General features: G+C 71.8%; 15 protein-coding genes. 12 read left to right on the top strand and 3 right to left on the bottom strand.

What is annotated here, in order from left to right; genetic code table 11:
• The first annotated feature begins 21 nt into the window (after positions 1-21).
• The 3 genes from A4R25_RS23770 to A4R25_RS23760 all read left to right on the top strand — a co-directional run bounded on the left by A4R25_RS23770 (position 22) and on the right by A4R25_RS23760 (position 5415).
• A complete protein-coding gene (locus tag A4R25_RS23770; RefSeq protein WP_043327760.1) occupies positions 22-954 on the top strand; it encodes a sulfotransferase in 933 nt (310 codons plus the stop codon).
• Positions 955-1095: 141 nt separating this feature from the next.
• Positions 1096-2139 (top strand): glycoside hydrolase family 26 protein, encoded by a 1044-nt coding sequence (locus tag A4R25_RS23765; protein ID WP_064448105.1) that lies wholly within the window; start codon positions 1096-1098, stop codon positions 2137-2139.
• Between the two features lie 219 nt (positions 2140-2358).
• On the top strand, positions 2359-5415 hold the full coding sequence (locus A4R25_RS23760) for a malectin domain-containing carbohydrate-binding protein (RefSeq protein ID WP_231915616.1): 3057 nt from the start codon (positions 2359-2361) through the stop codon (positions 5413-5415).
• A 96-nt stretch (positions 5416-5511) separates the two neighbouring features.
• Here the strand turns inward: A4R25_RS23760 and A4R25_RS23755 are convergent, their stop codons facing one another.
• Positions 5512-5904: a cyclic nucleotide-binding/CBS domain-containing protein gene (locus A4R25_RS23755; RefSeq protein ID WP_030499400.1), complete on the bottom strand. Its 393-nt coding sequence runs from the start codon at positions 5902-5904 to the stop codon at positions 5512-5514.
• A 112-nt stretch (positions 5905-6016) separates the two neighbouring features.
• Between A4R25_RS23755 and A4R25_RS23750 the strand changes: the two genes are divergently transcribed.
• The 4 genes from A4R25_RS23750 (at position 6017) to A4R25_RS23735 (ending at position 9026) form a co-directional block, all read left to right on the top strand.
• Entirely contained in the window at positions 6017-6472 is a 456-nt protein-coding gene (locus A4R25_RS23750) for an NUDIX domain-containing protein (protein WP_231915615.1), read from the top strand.
• Positions 6473-6542: 70 nt separating this feature from the next.
• Positions 6543-7274 carry a sugar phosphate nucleotidyltransferase gene (locus A4R25_RS23745; protein ID WP_043327756.1) on the top strand — a complete coding sequence of 244 codons (732 nt, stop codon included), beginning with the start codon at positions 6543-6545 and terminating at the stop codon, positions 7272-7274.
• Entirely contained in the window at positions 7262-8329 is a 1068-nt protein-coding gene (locus A4R25_RS23740) for an iron-containing alcohol dehydrogenase family protein (protein ID WP_064448102.1), read from the top strand. Before A4R25_RS23745 ends, A4R25_RS23740 begins: the two co-directional genes overlap by 13 nt.
• Positions 8304-9026, top strand: coding sequence for a CDP-alcohol phosphatidyltransferase family protein (locus A4R25_RS23735; RefSeq protein ID WP_064448101.1), 723 nt, complete (start codon positions 8304-8306; stop codon positions 9024-9026). The genes A4R25_RS23740 and A4R25_RS23735 overlap by 26 nt, the downstream gene beginning before the upstream one ends.
• A 73-nt stretch (positions 9027-9099) precedes the next feature.
• Here the strand turns inward: A4R25_RS23735 and A4R25_RS23730 are convergent, their stop codons facing one another.
• Positions 9100-10374 (bottom strand): glycosyltransferase family 4 protein, encoded by a 1275-nt coding sequence (locus A4R25_RS23730; protein ID WP_064448100.1) that lies wholly within the window; start codon positions 10372-10374, stop codon positions 9100-9102.
• Positions 10375-10398: 24 nt separating this feature from the next.
• Here A4R25_RS23730 and A4R25_RS23725 point away from each other — a divergent pair, with 24 nt between their 5' ends.
• The 5 genes from A4R25_RS23725 to A4R25_RS23705 all read left to right on the top strand — a co-directional run bounded on the left by A4R25_RS23725 (position 10399) and on the right by A4R25_RS23705 (position 15831).
• Entirely contained in the window at positions 10399-11259 is an 861-nt protein-coding gene (locus A4R25_RS23725; RefSeq protein WP_030499405.1) for an Fpg/Nei family DNA glycosylase, read from the top strand.
• A gap of 325 nt (positions 11260-11584) precedes the next feature.
• Positions 11585-13093: a sugar transferase gene (locus A4R25_RS23720; RefSeq protein WP_064448099.1), complete on the top strand. Its 1509-nt coding sequence runs from the start codon at positions 11585-11587 to the stop codon at positions 13091-13093.
• A 33-nt stretch (positions 13094-13126) separates the two neighbouring features.
• On the top strand, positions 13127-14350 hold the full coding sequence (locus tag A4R25_RS23715; protein WP_064448098.1) for a histidine kinase: 1224 nt from the start codon (positions 13127-13129) through the stop codon (positions 14348-14350).
• Positions 14347-15102 carry a LytTR family DNA-binding domain-containing protein gene (locus tag A4R25_RS23710; protein ID WP_043327751.1) on the top strand — a complete coding sequence of 252 codons (756 nt, stop codon included), beginning with the start codon at positions 14347-14349 and terminating at the stop codon, positions 15100-15102. Before A4R25_RS23715 ends, A4R25_RS23710 begins: the two co-directional genes overlap by 4 nt.
• A gap of 66 nt (positions 15103-15168) precedes the next feature.
• Positions 15169-15831, top strand: a complete 663-nt coding sequence (locus tag A4R25_RS23705; RefSeq protein WP_231915614.1) for a DUF5701 family protein — start codon at positions 15169-15171, stop codon at positions 15829-15831.
• Between the two features lie 22 nt (positions 15832-15853).
• On the opposite strand, the gene A4R25_RS23700 is transcribed toward A4R25_RS23705, so the two are convergent.
• The gene (locus A4R25_RS23700) at positions 15854-16405 is read right to left on the bottom strand and encodes a Uma2 family endonuclease (RefSeq protein WP_197494958.1); all 552 of its coding nucleotides are present in this window, start codon (positions 16403-16405) and stop codon (positions 15854-15856) included.
• Positions 16406-16531: the final 126 nt, after the last annotated feature.

Raw genomic sequence — 16531 nt, 5'->3', positions numbered from 1 at the left:
TGCGCACCGATGGGACCTTCGATGACCAGCGACTCCCCCCTCGCCCCGCACTCCGGGCTGTCCACCGTGAAGGCCGCGAAGCTCGCCGCGGTCGGCCTGCTGGCGGACCGCAAGGAACGCCGCGAGCTGGAACGGCCGGTGGAGGCGGGCAACCGCCGCCTCACGCTGAAGGTGGAGCGCCCGATCTTCATCCTGGGGGCCCCGCGTTCCGGCACCACGTTCCTGGGCAGTTGCGTCGGCGCGCTGCCGGACGTGTCGTACCACTTCGAGCCGCGCCTGACCAAGGCGGTCGCCCGCTGTGTCTACGAGGGAAGCTGGACGCCGCAGCGGGCGGCCCGCTACTTCCGGGGCTACTACGGCGCGCTGCTCGCCGCGTCCGGGCACGGTGGACTGCGCTTCGCCGAGAAGGACCCGGAGAACTGCTTCATCGTGCCGTTCCTGACCGAGGTCTTCCCGGACGCGGTCTTCCTGCACGTCTACCGGGACGGCCGGGACGTGGCGGTGTCGCACGCCGAGCAGCCCTGGCTGAACGCCGCGTCCACCGGCACCGGTCGCAGCGGCCGGGGCGGTACGCCCTGGGGCGCCGCGCCGCGGTTCTGGGTGGAGCCGGAGCGGCGCGACGAGTTCACGCAGGTCTCCGACCTGGGCCGGTCGGCCTGGATGTGGCGGCGCTTCACCAGCAGCGCGCTCACCCAGCTCGCCGAGCTGCCCGCGGACCGGGTGCGGCACCTGCGCTACGAGGAGGTCGTCACCCGGCCGGCGGAGGCCGCCGAGGTGGTCGCCGACTTCCTGGAGGTACGCGACCCGGCCGGCCGGGCGGCGTTGCACGCCCGCTTCGCCAAGGCCCGGCCGGGCTCGGTGGGGCGCTGGCGGCAGCGACTGACCGAAAAGGATCTGGCCGATGTGCTGGCGCAGGCCGGACCGCTGCTGACCGAGCTCGGCTACCCCGCCTGAGCGCTCCTCCCCGGGTAGAGTGCCAGGGGTCGCCCGCCCGGCCCGGCGTGCCTCTCCGCTCACGCGGATCCGTCAGGGCCCCACCGTGGCCGGCGACCGTCCTGGGGAGAGGTTGCGGTGGTACGACGGTTACGACTGACGATGGCTGCCGTGCTGGGCCTGGCCTTGCTGGCACCGGCCATGACGGCCTGTGAGATCGGCTCCGAACGGTCCGACGAGGGGACCACGGCGGCGCCGCCTCCACCGACCGTGACGCCGCGGACCGCGCCGGTCCGCACCACCGGCCGCGGGCCGGAGCCGCCGGAGCAGGGCGCCTGGCTCGGCACCTGGGTCAAGCCGCAGTACCACACCGCCACCGGGCGGGCCGCCGCGTTCGACGAGTTCAACCGGGCCGCCGGCGGCACACTCGCCATCGCGCACATGTTCCACGAGTGGAACGAGCCGTTCCCGGGCGCCAGCGAGCGGGCGTTCCAGGCCCGGGGCAGGCTCCAGATGATCTCCTGGCAGGGCACCGACACCCGCTCCACTGTGAGCGGCATCTACGACACGCTGATCCGGGAACGCGCGCGCGACGTCAAGGAGTTCGGCGTTCCGGTGCTGCTGCGCTACCGGTGGGAGATGGACCGGCCGAACCTGGCCGCGAGCATGCACTCGCCGGAGGACTACGTCGCCGCGTGGAAGCACGTCCGCGGCATCTTCACGGAGATGGGCGTCACCAACGCGGCCTGGGTGTGGTGCCCGCACGCGGACGGCTTCGCCGAGCCGCAGCGCCGGGCCGCCGCCTACTACCCCGGCGACGACCAGGTCGACTGGCTCTGCGCCGACGTCTATCCCAGCCCGGAGTGGAACAGCTTCTCCAATCGCATGGACCACTTCATGGCGTTCGCCAAGAAGCACCCGCGGCCTGTCGTCATCGGCGAGTTCGGCCTGACCCAGGACGGGCGTCCGGGCCAGCGGGCCGACTGGATGCGCGAGGTCGGGCCGTACCTGAAGAAGCACCCGCAGATCAAGGCGGCGGTCTACTTCGCGGCGAAGCAGACGCAGAAGCCGATTTACGACAGCACGTTCGGCGACGACCCGGAAAGCGAGAAGGTCTTCCGGGAGATGGCGACGGATCCGTACTTCCAGCCGCCGATGCCCGACCTGAGCGTCCCCTCAGGGACACCCTCCGTGTCCGGCGAGTGATAGTCGCTCGTCTTTTCGTGCGACCCGGGCCGTTTCCTCGGCCAAAAAGGCCGATCCCGGGTGGACGCGCGACCGGCGAATGCGAGAAGGTATTGCTCTCACGTCTGCGGTCGGTCGAGTGACGCCCCGCCTCAAGTCGGCACCGGCCACGATCGCAGCGCCTCCGACGTATTCCCCCCGGAGTAGCCTGTGGCTTCCTCGATCCTGAGACACCGCTCGGTGTCCGCCTTCGGCGCTGCCGTACTCGGCATCGCCGCCCTGTTCACACCGGTGCCGGCGCTCGCCGCGCCGACCACCGCGCCCGCGCCCGACCACAGCACGATGGTCGGCGAGGTGCCCTCGGACAAGACGCCGAACATCAACGACGGCAACGTGGTGGCCATCCACGACGCCGGCAGCAAGGTGATCGTCGGCGGCTCGTTCACCAACGCGCAGAACCGGGGTTCCTCACCCACTCCGGTCGACCGGCGCGGGCTGCTCGCCTTCGACAAGGCCACCGGCAAGATCGACAATGCGTTCGCGCCGGTGCTGGACAACGACGTCACCGCCATCATCGCCGGCCCGACCCCGGGCACCGTCTACGTGGCCGGCAAGTTCAACAAGGTCGGCGACAAGAACTTCCGCAAGCTGGCGCTGCTGAACGTCGCCGACGGCACCCCCGTCGAAGGGTTCAAGGGCCCGGCGTTCAACGGCACCGTCAGCGACATCGCGCTCGTCGACGGCCACCTGCTCGTCGGCGGCATCTTCACCACCGTCACCGCGACGACCAACCGCAACGGGCTGGCCTCGCTGAACCCGACCACCGGCGCGGTGGACGACTACCTCACCGTGGCGCTGACCGAGAACCACAACTGGACCCCGACCAACAACGGGGCCTCGGCCGGTGTCGGCGTGGAGAAGTTCACCGTCTCGCCGGACGGCAAGCACCTCGTGGTCATCGGCAACTTCAAGAAGGCCGACGGCGTCGTGCACGACCAGATCGTGCGGATCAACCTCGGTGAGAACTCCGCGACCATCGCCGACTGGAACACCGACAGCTACGCCGCGGCCTGCAAGTACACCGCGTTCGACTCGTGGGTGCGCGACGTCCAGTTCTCCCCGGACAGCAAGTACTTCGTGGTGGTCACCACCGGCGCGTCCTACCCCGGCACGCTCTGTGACTCCGCGGCCCGCTGGGAGACCGACGCCACCGGCGCCGGCCAGAAGCCGACCTGGACGAACTTCAGCGGCGGCGACACCTTCCTCTCCGTCGGCATCAGCGAGAAGGCCATCTACGTCGGCGGCCACTTCCGCTGGTCGAACAACCCGCTCGCCCGGGACAAGGCCGGACCGGGCGCGGTGCCGCGTGCCAGCATCGCCGCCCTCGACCCGGTCAGCGGCCTGCCGCTGTCCTGGAACCCGGGCCGCCACCCGCGCGGCTACGGCGTCACCGAGATGCTGGTGACCCCGGAGGGGCTCTGGCTGGGCAGCGACCAGGAGTACATCGGCGACTTCGACTACCAGCGCAAGCGGCTCGCGTTCTTCCCGCTGGCCGGTGGCAACGCCCCGCACTCGACCAGCACCAAGGGCCTGCCGGGCAACGTCTACCAGGCCGGTCGCGCGGCGCAGACCGAGGTGCTCTACCGGGTCAACGCCGGCGGTCCGGCCATCCCGGCCACCGACGGCGGGCCGGACTGGGCCGCCGACAGCGAGGCCTCGCCGAGCCCGTACCACAACACCGGCAACAGCGTGACCACGTACCCGACGAACGCCACGTTCGACGCCACCGTGCCGGCGAGCACGCCGGCCACGCTGTTCAACTCGGAGCGGTGGGACGAGTCGACCGCGCCGGACATGCAGTGGGACATCCCGGTCGCGGCCGGCACCCGGATCGACGTCCGGATCTACATGGCCAACCGCTGGTCCGGCACGAGCAAGCCGGGTAACCGCAAGTTCGACGTCAGCGTCGACGGCGTGCTCAAGCTGAACGACTTCGACCCGGTCGTGGCCGCCGGTGGCACCGACCGCGGCACGATGCAGTCGATCTCCCTGGTCAGCGACGGCGTGGTCGACATCGACTTCGGCCGGGTGGTCCAGAACCCGCTGGTCCACGGCATCGAGATCGTCAAGACCGCGCCCACCCCGGACGCCTCGGACGTGCTCTACCGGGTCAACGCCGGTGGCGACCAGATGGCCGCGCCGAGCGGGCCGGCCTGGGCCGCGGACACCGCCGCCGCGCCGAGCACCTACCACAACACCGGCAGCCAGGTGACCAGCTACACCACCAACGCCGCGCTCGACGCCACCGTGCCGGCCGGCACGCCGGTGGAGCTGTTCAACTCGGAGCGGTGGGACGAGTCGACCGCGCCGGACATGCAGTGGGACTTCCCGGTTCCGGCCGGCACGCCGGTGCAGGTGCGCCTCTACCTGGCGAACCGCTACGCCGGTACCGCCACCGCCGGCAAGCGCAAGTTCAACGTCAGCATCGACGGCGTCGTCAAGCTGAGCAACTTCGACCCGATCACGGCGATCGGCGCAACCAACCGGGGCACCATGCGGGCGTTCCCGGTCACCAGTGACGGCAACATCGACATCGACTTCGGTCGCGTCCTGGAGAACCCGCTGGTGCAGGCCATCGAGATCGTCAAGCTGCCGCCGGTGCCGCCGTCCACCACGGTGGACAGCATCACCAAGCGGACGTACGACGGCGCGTCCTCGGTCGGCAACGCGATGTCGGTGCCGAACGGCGACAACACCGGCTGGTCGAACATCAAGGGCGCGTTCTGGGTCGGCGGTGACCTGTTCTACGGCGTCGGCGGCGACCTCTACAAGCGCTCGTTCGACGGCACCGAGTTCGGCACCGCGAAGAAGCTGGACCCGTACCACGACGCGAAGTGGGACCTGGTCGTCACCGGCTCCGCGCCGGAGGGCTCCACCTACGCCGGCATGACCGGCAACTTCTCCGCCGAACTGCCGAACGTGACCGCGATGTTCTACTCCAAGGGCCGGGTCTACTACTCGCTGGCCGGTCAGAGCACGCTGTTCTGGCGCGGGTTCGCGCCGGACACCGGCACCGTCGGCGCCGAGCGCAACACGGTCACCGGCACCACCGGCTTCGCCGACGCGGGCGGCCTGTTCCTGGACGGCGACACGCTCTACGTCGTCTCCCGGAGCACCGGCAACCTCGCCTCGATGGCGTGGTCGGGCGGCGTGCCGACCGGTACCGCCACGGTGCGCAGCGGTCCGAGCGTCGACGACGTGGACTGGCGCGGCACCTCGGTCTTCGTCGGCCCCTGACGGGCGGCACGACCGAAACAGAACACACACGACGATGGCCCGGCCGGTATCGGCCGGGCCATCGCCCTTCTCCGGCGCCCGTCGCGCCGGCCCGGTTCAGCTCCGGGTCGGCGCGTGCTGCCCCGCCCAGACCCGCATCAGATCCCGTACCGAGATCACTCCAGCCACCTCACGCCCGTCGAGCACGACCAGGTGCCGGAAACCGCCCCGGGCCATCGCCGCGGCGGCCTCCTCGACCGTCCAGTCCGGGCCGGCGTAGACGACGTCCCAGGTCAGGTGCGCGCCGGTGCGCTCGACATCCGGGTCGAGCCCGGCACCGATCGCCTTCAGCACGTCGCGTTCGGTCATGATCCCGACCCCTTCGGAGTCCGGGTCGATCACGACCGCCGACCCGACACCGCGGGCCGACATCATCCGGGCCGCCTGCCGGAGCGTGTGCTCCGGCCCGACCACGAGTACCTCGCTGGACATCGCTTCGCGTACCTGCATCACACATCACCCCTGTGGGACGGCGACTGAGTACGGACATGGTGGGCCCTCTATGCGTACCGGGACAAGGACGGGCATCGCCGGAGGCGGCGCGGATGGCTACTGTCGGAGGGTGCCCACCGAGCCCCTGCGCTGCGCCGGCGCGCTGATCGTCGACGACGACGGCCGCATCTTCATCCAACGCCGATCCCCCGACCGACGCCTCTTCCCGAACTGCTGGGACATCGTCGGCGGCCACCTCGAACCGGGCGAGGAGATCGACGACGCGCTGCGCCGGGAGGTCACCGAGGAGACCGGCTGGTCCGTGTCGCACGTGCTCGGCCTGGTCGGCGAATACCGTTACACCGCCGACGACGGGCTGACCCGGGTGGAGACCGACTTCCTGGTCCGGGTGGACGGCGATCTGAGCCGCCCTCGGCTGGAGGCCGGCAAGCACACCGAGTTCCGCTGGCTGGCGGAGTCGGACGTCGACCTGCTCGACGAGCACCGGGACGTCAACGACGGGCTGATCCGGCGGATCGCCGAGGACGGCTTCGCCGCGCTGCGTTCGATCGGGCTGACGGGCTGAACCACTGCCGGTCGGCGCCCGGCGATATCCTCGCCGGGTGGAATCGGGTCGAGAAGAGGAGCGTGTCGGCATGATCGGGATGGTGCTCGCCGCGGGAGCGGGGCGCCGGCTGCGGCCGTACACCGACACCCTGCCCAAGGCCCTGGTGCCGGTCGACGGGGAGACCACCATCCTCGACATCGCGCTGCGCAACCTCGCCGAGGTGGGGCTGAACGAGGTCGTGATCGTGGTCGGCTACGCGGCCGACGCGGTGCGGCAGCGGCAGGCCGCCCTGGAGGAGAAGTACGGCGTCACGCTCACCCTGGTCCACAACGACAAGGCCGAGGAGTGGAACAACGCGTACTCGCTCTGGCTGGCGCGCGAGTACTTCTCCCGGGGCGTGTTGCTCGTCAACGGCGACACCGTGCACCCGGTGAGCGTGGAGAAGACGCTGCTGGCCGAGCGCGGGCCGGGCATCCTGCTCGCCGTGGACACGCTCAAGCCGCTGGCCGAGGAGGAGATGAAGACCACCTTCGACGCCGCCGGCCAGCTCACCCGCATCACCAAGCTGATGGACCCGGGCGAGGCGTACGGCGAGTACATCGGCGCGACGCTGATCGAGCCGCAGGTGGCCGAGCCGCTCGCGGACGCGCTGGAGGCGACCTGGCGGCGCGACCCGAACCTCTACTACGAGGACGGCTACCAGGAGTTCGCCGAGCGCGGCGGCGAGGTGCGGGCGGCCCCGATCGGTGACGTCTCCTGGGTCGAGGTCGACAACCACGCCGATCTGGCCCGGGCGCGGGAGATCGCGTGCCGCTACTAGCCCGCAGCGTCCTCACCCCGCTGCACATCGACGTGCGGCGGGGCGCGGTGGCCGACCTGGCGGCGATCCTCTCCGACGGGCGGATCTCCGCCGGTGGCGACGTCGCCGTGGTGGTCGGGCCGGGGCAGGGCGAACGGATCGCCGAGCTGATCCGGCCGTCGTTGCGCTCGGCCGACGTGTTCACCGTGGCCGGGGGGACGCTGGACGCCGCCGACGACCTGGGGACGAAGCTGCGCGCCCGGTCGTACGACGCGGTGGTCGGCATCGGCGGCGGCAAGACGATCGACGTGGCCAAGTACGCGGCGACCCGGCGCGGTCTGCCGATGGTGTCGGTGGCGACGAGTCTCGCCAACGACGGCATCGCCTCCCCGGTGGCGAGCCTGATCACCGAGGGCCTGAAGGGGTCCTACGGGGTGCACATCCCGATCGCGGTGATCGTGGACCTGGACTTCGTGGAGGCCGGGCCGGAGCGGCACAACCGGGCCGGCATCGGCGACGTGGTCAGCAACATCAGCGCGCTGGCGGACTGGGAACTGGCCCGGCGGGTCCGCGGTGAGCGGGTCGACGGGCTGGCCGCCTCGCTGTCGCGCGCGGGCGCCGAGGCGGTGCTCAACCACCCGGGTGACATGAACGACGACGGCTTCGTCACGGTGCTCGCCGACGCGCTGATCTCCAGTGGCCTGGCGATGGCGATCGAGGGCACCAGCCGGCCGTGCAGCGGCGGCTGCCACGAGATCATGCACGCGATCGACGCGCTGTTCCCCGGTACCGCCTCGCACGGCGAGCTGGCCGGGCTCGGCGCGCTGTTCTGCACGTACCTGCGCGGCGACGAGCGCCGGTTCGCCGAGATGACGGCCTGCCTGGCCCGGCACGGGCTGCCCCGGCTGCCGGCCGAGGTCGAGCTGACCGACGACCAGTTCGTGGAGGCGGTGCAGTTCGCGCCGGCCACCCGGCCGGACCGTTACACCATCCTCGAACACCTCGCGATGTCCGCTACCGAGACGCGGGAGCGGCTGGCAGACTACGCCGGTGCCCTCCGCGACCACATTGGCTGAGCCCCGTCCCACAGTCGCCGACTTCCACCGGGTCAACCGGGGAGGCGGCTTGTTCAGCGAGTCGATCAGTCAGTGGATCGGGGCGGCCTTCGCGCTTGCCGCCCAGCGCCTGGGGTTGCGCCCGACCGCGCTGACGCTGGCCAACCTGGTGCTGGGGCTGGCCGCCTCGGTCACCGTGGTGGCGCTCGCCGACGACGTGGCCGCCGGCATCGTACCGGCCTGGGCGGTCGGGCTGTTCGCGCTGGTCGCGTGGCAGATCGCGTACGCGCTGGACTGCGCCGACGGGCAGCTCGCCCGGGTGACCGGGCAGGGCAGCGCGGCCGGCGCCCGGATCGACGTGCTCTGCGACGTGGCCGCCCAGATCGCGCTGGTCGCGGCCATCGGCGCGACGGCGGTGGCGCAGCGCCCGTCCACGCCGGTCTGGCTGGTGGCGGTGTTCGCGGGCACCTGGATGGTCAACCTGGTGACGTCGGTGATGCAGTCCGGGCCGAACGCGGCGAGCATGGTCACCTCGACCTCGCTCCCGGTACGCCTGGTGAAGCTGGTCCGCGACTACGGCGCGGTGATCTTCGTGGCCGGTCTGGTGCTGGCTTTCGCGCCCGCGCTGGCGTTCTGGGTGATGGTCGCGTTCACGATCGTCAACGGCGGCTTCCTGCTGGCGAGCATCGCCTTCTCCGCCCGCGCCTCCCTGCGGTAAGGAAGGGCCCCTTCTTAACGCCTCGTGCATAAAAAGGGGCCCTTCCTAACACCCGGGCTCAGCACACCTGGGCTCAGCGCGCGGGGCGGCCTCCGGGGGCGGCCAGGCCGGCGTAGATGTCGATCAGGCGCTTGGTGATCACGTCGGGGTGGAACGTGCGCTCGTACCGGCTCCGGGCCGCCGGAGCCAGCGCTGTCGCCTCGGCGGCGGCCAGCGGCAGCGCGGCGGCCAGCGCGTCCGCCTCCGGCGCCACCACCCAACCCGCCTCGCCGCGCTGCACCCCGACCGGCAACGCGACCAGCCCGTCGCCGGGCGCGGCGGTGGCCACCTCGGCCGGGCCGGTGCCGGCGGGCTCGCGCGGGCCGTCCGCGCCCACCAGGTACGGGATGCCGCCCAGCGCGGTGCCGAGCACCGGCCGCCCGGACGCCAGCGCCTCGATGATCACGGTGGGCAGCACGTCGTGCCAGGTGGAGGTGGCCAGCACCACGGAGCTGTCGGCCAGCGCCGCGCGTACCCCGGAGCGGTCGAGCTGGCCCAGGTAGAGCACGTCGGGCCGCTCCGCGGCGGCCGCCTCGGCGAGCGGGCGCAGCTCGCCGTCACCGGCGATGCGCAGCGGGCCGAGCGCACCCACCGGATGCCGCCGCCACGCGGCGAGCAGCAGGTCCAGCCCCTTCTCCGGGCTGAGCCGCCCCATGAAGAGGAAGCCGTTCCCGACCGGCGCCGGTGTGCCCGGGTCGGGTACCGCGTTCGGCTTGACCACGATCCGCTCGTCCGGGATGCCGTAGTCGCGCAGATGATCAGCCACAGCCGTGGTGAGCGCGATGTACCGGTCCACCGACTTCCAGGTCGGGCGGTGCACGGCGAGCGTGGTCGCCATCAGCGCGCTCTGCGCCCGCGAGTTGCGGTAGCAGCGGTGCACGATCGCCGGCACGCCCAGCGCCCGGCCCCGGCAGTCCTGGCAGATCACGCCGTCACGGAAGTACAGCCCGGAGGAGCAGACCTGCCGGTAGTTGTGCACCGTCTGCACCACCGGCACCCCGCGCTTGTGCGCGGTCCGCACCACCCAGGGCGAGAGCAGAGGGTACGGGTTGTGCAGGTGCAGCACGTCCGGCCGGTGCTCGGTCAGCAGGCGGTCGAGGTCGTGCTGGGCCTTCGGGGCCCAGATCGGCGAGATCGGCAGCAGCGCCTTGGCTGGCTTGGACATCGACGGGATCTCGTCGGAGCTGCGCAGGAACGGCAGCACCTCCACGCCGGCGGCGGTGAGCTGGGCGATCTCCGCGTCGACGATGGTGTTCTCGCCGGAGGGCTGGGCTTCCCGGTACCGGTTGTGCGCCACCACGATTCTCACGGGAAAGAAGGCTACCGTTGTACCGTGCCCGAACTTCCGGAGGTGGAAGCGCTCGCCGGTTACCTGCGCGAGCGCGCGGTGGGCCGCCGCGTGGAGCGGTTCGAGGTCGCCGCGATCAGCGCGCTCAAGACGTACGACCCGCCGCCGAGCACTGTCGCCGGCCGTACGGTCACCGGTGCCGGCCGGTACGGCAAGTTCCTCGATGTCCGGTTCGACGAGGGACTGCACCTGGTGGTCCACCTGGCCCGGGCAGGCTGGCTGCACTACCGGGAGGCGTTCCCGGCGGCGACCCCGCTGCGGCCCGGCAAGGGCCCGATAGCGGTGCGGGTACGCCTCGACGACGGCTCCGGCTTCGACCTGACCGAGGCGGGCACCCAGAAGAAGCTGGCCGCCTATCTGGTCACCGACCCGGCGCTGGTGCCGGGTGTGGCGAAGCTCGGGCCGGACGCGCTGGAGGCGGATCTGCCGACCTTCGCCGAGCGGCTGCGCAGTCGCCGGGGCCAGGTGAAGGGCGTGCTGACCGACCAGTCGGTGCTCGCCGGGGTGGGTAACGCGTACTCCGACGAGATCCTGCACGCGGCGCGGCTGTCGCCGTTCGCGATCACCGACCGGCTCACCGACGACCAGCTCGCCGGCCTGCACGCGGCGACGCGCACGGTCCTCGGCGACGCGGTACGCCGGTCGATGGGCCAGCGGGCGGCGGAGCTGAAGGGCGAGAAGCGCTCCGGGCTCAAGGTGCACGCCCGCAAGGGCCTGCCGTGTCCGGTCTGCGGCGACACGGTGCGTGAGGTCTCGTTCGCCGATTCGAGCCTCCAGTACTGCCCCACATGTCAGACCGGCGGGAAGCCGCTGGCTGACCGAAGGTTGTCCCGTCTCGTACGGTGAGTAACCGCACCCGGCGATTACTGAGTGGAATCGACCCGGGATCACCGAAGGTCCGGGTCCGCCCCTCTACCCGAGTGGTCATCCATCGGTATAGTGGCTCGGTCCCCGGCTTCACAACTGATTCGGAGCCGGCCAGATCTCACCGAGCACCAGCGGCACGGCTTCTTCGCGGGGGCCGGTCCGGGCCGGGCCCGCGTGGGAGACTGGGACGGTGAGCGACCCGGATCCTCACGGCGAGTGAGGGTGCGGGTCATGCGGGAGGACATGGGTTGAGGTGACGACAAGCCTCCAGCGCCCGGTAACCGACAGAGGCCGGAGCAAGAGCGTGCGGCACGTCGACAGCTTTGAGATCCAGCCGCCGACTCCGCCGTCGCACAACGGCGTACCCCGGTCGGCGTGGGCCCGCGCCCGGCGCCGGGTCTCCCGGTGGCACCGGCCCTACATCCTGTTCCTGCTGCTGCTCGACTTCGGCGCGGCGGCTCTGGCCAGCTTCCTGGCCGTGCAGATCTTCGAGCAGGCCGACTCGGGCTTCCGCAACTCCCCGCAAGCCTGGTTCTACACCGTGGCGTTCGTGCTCCTGCCGCTCGGCTGGCTGCTCTTCCTCTGGGGCAACCGGGCCTACGACCGGCGCTACCTGGGGCTCGGCCCGGACGAATTCAAGCGGGTGATCCGGGCCGGCGTGGCGGTGGCGGCGGCGGTCTCGTTCATCGCCTTCGCCACGAAGACCTACTCCCTGTCCCGGTGGACGGTCGGCTTCGCGCTGCTCGGCGCGATGTTGCTGATCGTGCTCGGCCGCATGATCGCCCGGGCCGCCCTGCACGGGCTGCGCCGCCGGTTCGGGCACGCCGGGCACCGGATGGTGCTCGTCGGCACGCTGCCCGAGTGCCTGGAGGTCTACACCACGGTCACCCGGCACCCGTCGGTCGGCCTGATCCCGGTGGCCATCCACCTCACCGACGGGTACGCCGCCGCCCGCGGCCTGGAGACCCCGGTGCCGGTGTACGCGGGCCGCGACGTGCTCGCCCTGGTACGTGAGGTCGGCGGCGACACCATCGCGGTCTGCGGCTCGGCCAGCGCCGAGCCGGGCGAGCTGCGCCGCCTGGCCTGGCAGCTGGAGGGCTCCGGCGTCGACCTGGTGGTCGCGCCCCAGCTCACCGACATCGCCGGTCCCCGGGTGCACATCCGCCCGATCGAGGGCCTGCCGCTGCTGCACGTCGAGGAGCCGACCCTGTCCGGGCCGGCGCTGCTGGTCAAGAACCTGATGGACCGGGTGGCCGCCGGCCTGGGCCTGCTGATGCTGGTCCCGCTCTTCGCCGCCATCGCCCTGGCCATCCGGATCTCGGACCCCGGGCCGGTCTTCTTCCGCCAGCCCCGCGTCGGGCACGAGGGGCGGACGTTCCGGGTCTGGAAGTTCCGGACCATGTACGTCGACGCCGAGGAGCGGCTCGCCGGTCTGGTCGACCGGAACGAGACCGACGGCATGCTGTTCAAGATGAAGCAGGACCCCCGGGTCTTCCCGGTGGGCCGCTTCCTGCGGGCCACGTCGCTGGACGAGCTGCCCCAGCTGATCAACGTGCTGTGGGGCGAGATGTCGCTCGTCGGCCCGCGCCCGCTGCCCGCCGACGACGGCGACTTCCTCGGCGACGTACGCCGCCGGCTGCTGGTCCGGCCGGGCATGACCGGGCTGTGGCAGGTGTCCGGCCGCTCCGACCTGTCCTGGGACGAGGCGGTCCGGCTCGACCTCTACTACGTCGACAACTGGTCGCTGGCGTACGACCTGAGCATCCTGTGGCGGACCGTGGGCGTGGTGCTGGCCCGCAAGGGCGCGTACTAGCGCTACCGGGCCGGCACCCGGCAGGATCGCTGCGTGGGTGGCAACCTCTCCGCCGTCTTCGCCGTCGTCTCGCTCGTGACCGCGTTGGCGGCGGCGCTCTGGGCGGTGCTGCGGCTGCGTGGCCGACGGGGCATCGCCACGGCGACGCAGCGCGCCACGTACGAGGTGCTGCACACCGCCGGGCTCGCCGCCGAGCCGCTGCGCGCCGGGCTGACCGCCGCGGACGCGGCGAAGGCCGTACGCCATCTGCGGGCCCTGGTGGGCGCGGCCGGGCTGGCGCTGACGGACCGGGACACGCTGCTCGCCGTCGACGGGCAGGGCGCGCACCACGGCGATCAACTGGTCGCGGCGGCCCGGCGCGCGGTCGGCAGCGGGCGTTCCACAGTGCTGGGCGAGTCGGAGCTGCGCTGCGACCTGGTCGACTGCCCGGTCCGCGGCGCGGTGGTGGCGCCGCTGCGCGCGGACGGCCGGGTGGTCGGCGCGCTGGTGGCGGTGGCCGGCGAGCGGCCGGCCCCGGGTCTGGTGCAGGCCACGCTGGAGACCGCGCACTGGGCGGGCGACCAGCTCGCCCTGGCCGAGCTGGAGTCGTCGCGGGAGCGGCTCGCCCGGGCCGAGGTGCGCGCGTTGCGCGCCCAGATCAGCCCGCACTTCATCTACAACGCGCTGACCGCGATCGGTTCGTTCGTGCGTACCGACCCGGAGCGGGCCCGGGAGCTGATCCTGGAGTTCGCCGAGTTCACCCGCTACTCGTTCCGGGCGCACGGCGAGTTCACCACGCTCGCCGAGGAGCTGCGCTCGATCGACCGCTACCTGACCATCGAGCGGGCACGGTTCGGCGAGCGGCTCCAGGTGCGCCTGCAGATCGCCCCCGAGGTGCTGCCGGTGACGCTGCCGTTCCTCTGCCTGCAGCCGCTCGTGGAGAACGCGGTCCGCCACGGGTTGTCCCGCAAGCCGGGCACCGGCATGGTGAGCATCGAGGCCCGGGACGCGGGCGCGGAGTGTCACATCACGGTGGAGGACGACGGGGTGGGGATGGATCCGACGACGCTGACCGCCGGGATCGCCGAGCTGTCCGGGGCGGGCAGCGACCCGGCCGACGACCCGGGGCAGCACGTCGGCCTCTCGAACGTCGACGAACGGCTCCGGTCGGTCTTCGGGGACGGGTTCGGCCTGGTCGTCGAGACCGGCCTCGGCTCGGGTACGAAGGTGAGCATGCGGGTGCCGAAGTTCCACCCCGGCGTACGGGTTTCCTCGTGACGGGGTTCCTTCGGGTGCTGGCGGTGGACGACGAGCCGCCCGCGCTGGACGAGCTGGCGTACCACCTGCGCGCCGATCCCCGGGTGGCCCGGCTGCACACGGCCGGGGACGCGACCGAGGCGCTGCGGGTGCTCCGCGACGACGACGTGGACGTGGTGTTCCTCGACATCCGGATGCCGGGGCTGGACGGCATGGAACTGGCCCGGGTGCTGCGCCGGTTCGCCCGTCCGCCGGCGATCGTGTTCGTCACCGCGTACGACGACGGCGCGGTGGACGCGTTCGACCTGGGCGCCACCGACTACGTCCGCAAGCCGGTACGCGCCGAGCGGCTGGCCGAGTCGCTGCGCCGGGTGATCGGCTCCCGGGTGGTGCCGTCGCACCCGGCCGCGCTGGCCCGGGCGGAGGAGGATCCGACCATCCCGATCGAGCTGGCGGGCACCACCCGGATGCTGCCCCGTTCGGCGGTGCGGTGGGTGGAGGCGCAGGGCGACTACGCGCGCCTGCACACGGCGGACGGGTCGCACCTGGTCCGGGTCTCGCTGGCGACGCTGGCCGAGCGCTGGGCCGATGCCGGGTTCGTCCGGATCCACCGTTCGTACCTGGTGCAGTTGCGGCTCATCGCCGAGTTGCGGCTGGTCAACTCCGGCTATGTGGTGGTGATCGACGGATCCGAGCTGCCGGTCAGCCGCCGGCACACCCGGGAGCTGAAGGACAAGCTGGTACGCGCCGCGAAGCAGGACTGGAGTCGCTGAGGGACGGGCCACCGCCGACGCTGGCGTACAATGTACGGCAGACCGTACGACAGGGTGGGGGACCGCATGTCCGACGACCGCTTCGACGCCGCCGCAGAATTCGACAGCCAGCTCGACCGCCTCGTTCAACTCGGCTATCCGGCGCTGGCCGGGCAGACCGAGGAGACGTTTCGCGCCCTGCTCAGCCCGCTGCGCGACGCGGCGGTCACCGGTTCCGCCGGGCTGCGCGGCCCCACCGAGGGGCGGGTGCCGTTCCTGCTGGTGACCACGCGGGAACTGGTGCCGGTGCCGGAGCGGATCGCGCTCACCACGCTCGCCGGCAAGCGCAAGACCGGCATCCTCGACCGGAACTTCCCCGCCGACGACCTGCCCACCTTCCACCCGATCAAGGAGCTGGAGGTGCCGGCCGGGCCCGCGTACCTGCTCTTCGACGTGGACCGGGGCGAGGAGTACCGCAACGTGGCGCCGTCGGCCGCGCTGGAGGACATGACCGCGAAGGACCGGCTCCCCATCACCATCGACGAAGGTCTGGCGTTCGTCACGCTGTACCCGGAGGCGCTGGCGAGCAACAGGTGCTTCTCGCTCGTGGGCTCGCGCTGCGGTGACCGGCGGGTGCCCGCGCTCTGGATCAGTCAGGGCGCGCCGAAGCTCGGGTGGTGCTGGTTCGGCAACCCGCACACCTGGCTGGGCTCGGCGACCGCGAACCCGGTACGGGTGGGACTCGGCTGACGCCCAGGCGGGATCAGGGCGCTCAGAAGATCTCGGCGACCGGCAGGACGAGCGGGAACGGCTGGTCGGCGCGGCACACGTCGGCGGTGGAGAGCACCGCCGACTCGCGGTAGCGGCCGTCGACGTTCTCCAGCACGGTCAGGGTCTCCTTGCGCGGCTCGACGAGCCAGTAACGCGCGATGCCGGCCACGCCGTACTCGTGGCGCTTGAGGACCAGGTCACGACCGGCGTTGCCGGGCGAGACGACCTCGACCACGAGCAGCACGTCGGCCGGGGCGAGGGCCGGGCCACCCCGTTCCAGTGCCTCCTCGCGGGCGACGAAGACCTCCGGCACGAAGTAGGAGGAGCGCTTCGCGCTGACGCCGACGTCCTGCCCGACGAGCAGACCGGCCGGAGCCTGCCGGTCAAGGAGCCGGCGGAGACGGTTGGCGATCGCGCCGTGCCGGACGTCGGCGTGTGGGGACACGAGCAGGCTCCCGTCGAAGATCTCGTAGTCCTGGCCGTCCTCGGGGAGGTCCTGGAGGTCGTCCACCGTCCAGACGTCGCCGGTGCCGGGTCGTGCCGGGCTGGTCACTGTCACACCTCCTCTCTACCGGCTCACCCTGACACCCCGCCCGGTCGTCCACAACGACTCCGCGCCGTCCACCGGGTTATCCACAGGGGTGAAGCGTTATCCACAGGTTGTGCACAGGGCGCAACG

The sequence above is a fragment of the Micromonospora sp. NBRC 110037 genome (genome assembly GCF_001652995.1).
Classification (GTDB): Bacteria; Actinomycetota; Actinomycetes; order Mycobacteriales; family Micromonosporaceae; genus Micromonospora; species Micromonospora chalcea.
The sequence above is the reverse complement of the archived record's forward strand: the minus strand, read 5'-3'. Positions and strand labels throughout refer to the sequence as shown.

Bases quoted from the DNA above. Each gene is read 5' to 3' on its own strand.
- A4R25_RS23745 (WP_043327756.1), top strand. From the start codon at position 6,543: ATGATCGGGATGGTGCTCGCCGCGGGAGCGGGGCGCCGGCTGCGGCCG.
- A4R25_RS23765 (WP_064448105.1), top strand. From the start codon at position 1,096: ATGGCTGCCGTGCTGGGCCTGGCCTTGCTGGCACCGGCCATGACGGCC.
- A4R25_RS23705 (WP_231915614.1), top strand. From the start codon at position 15,169: ATGTCCGACGACCGCTTCGACGCCGCCGCAGAATTCGACAGCCAGCTC.
- A4R25_RS23770 (WP_043327760.1), top strand. From the start codon at position 22: ATGACCAGCGACTCCCCCCTCGCCCCGCACTCCGGGCTGTCCACCGTG.
- A4R25_RS23755 (WP_030499400.1), bottom strand. From the start codon at position 5,904: ATGCAGGTACGCGAAGCGATGTCCAGCGAGGTACTCGTGGTCGGGCCG.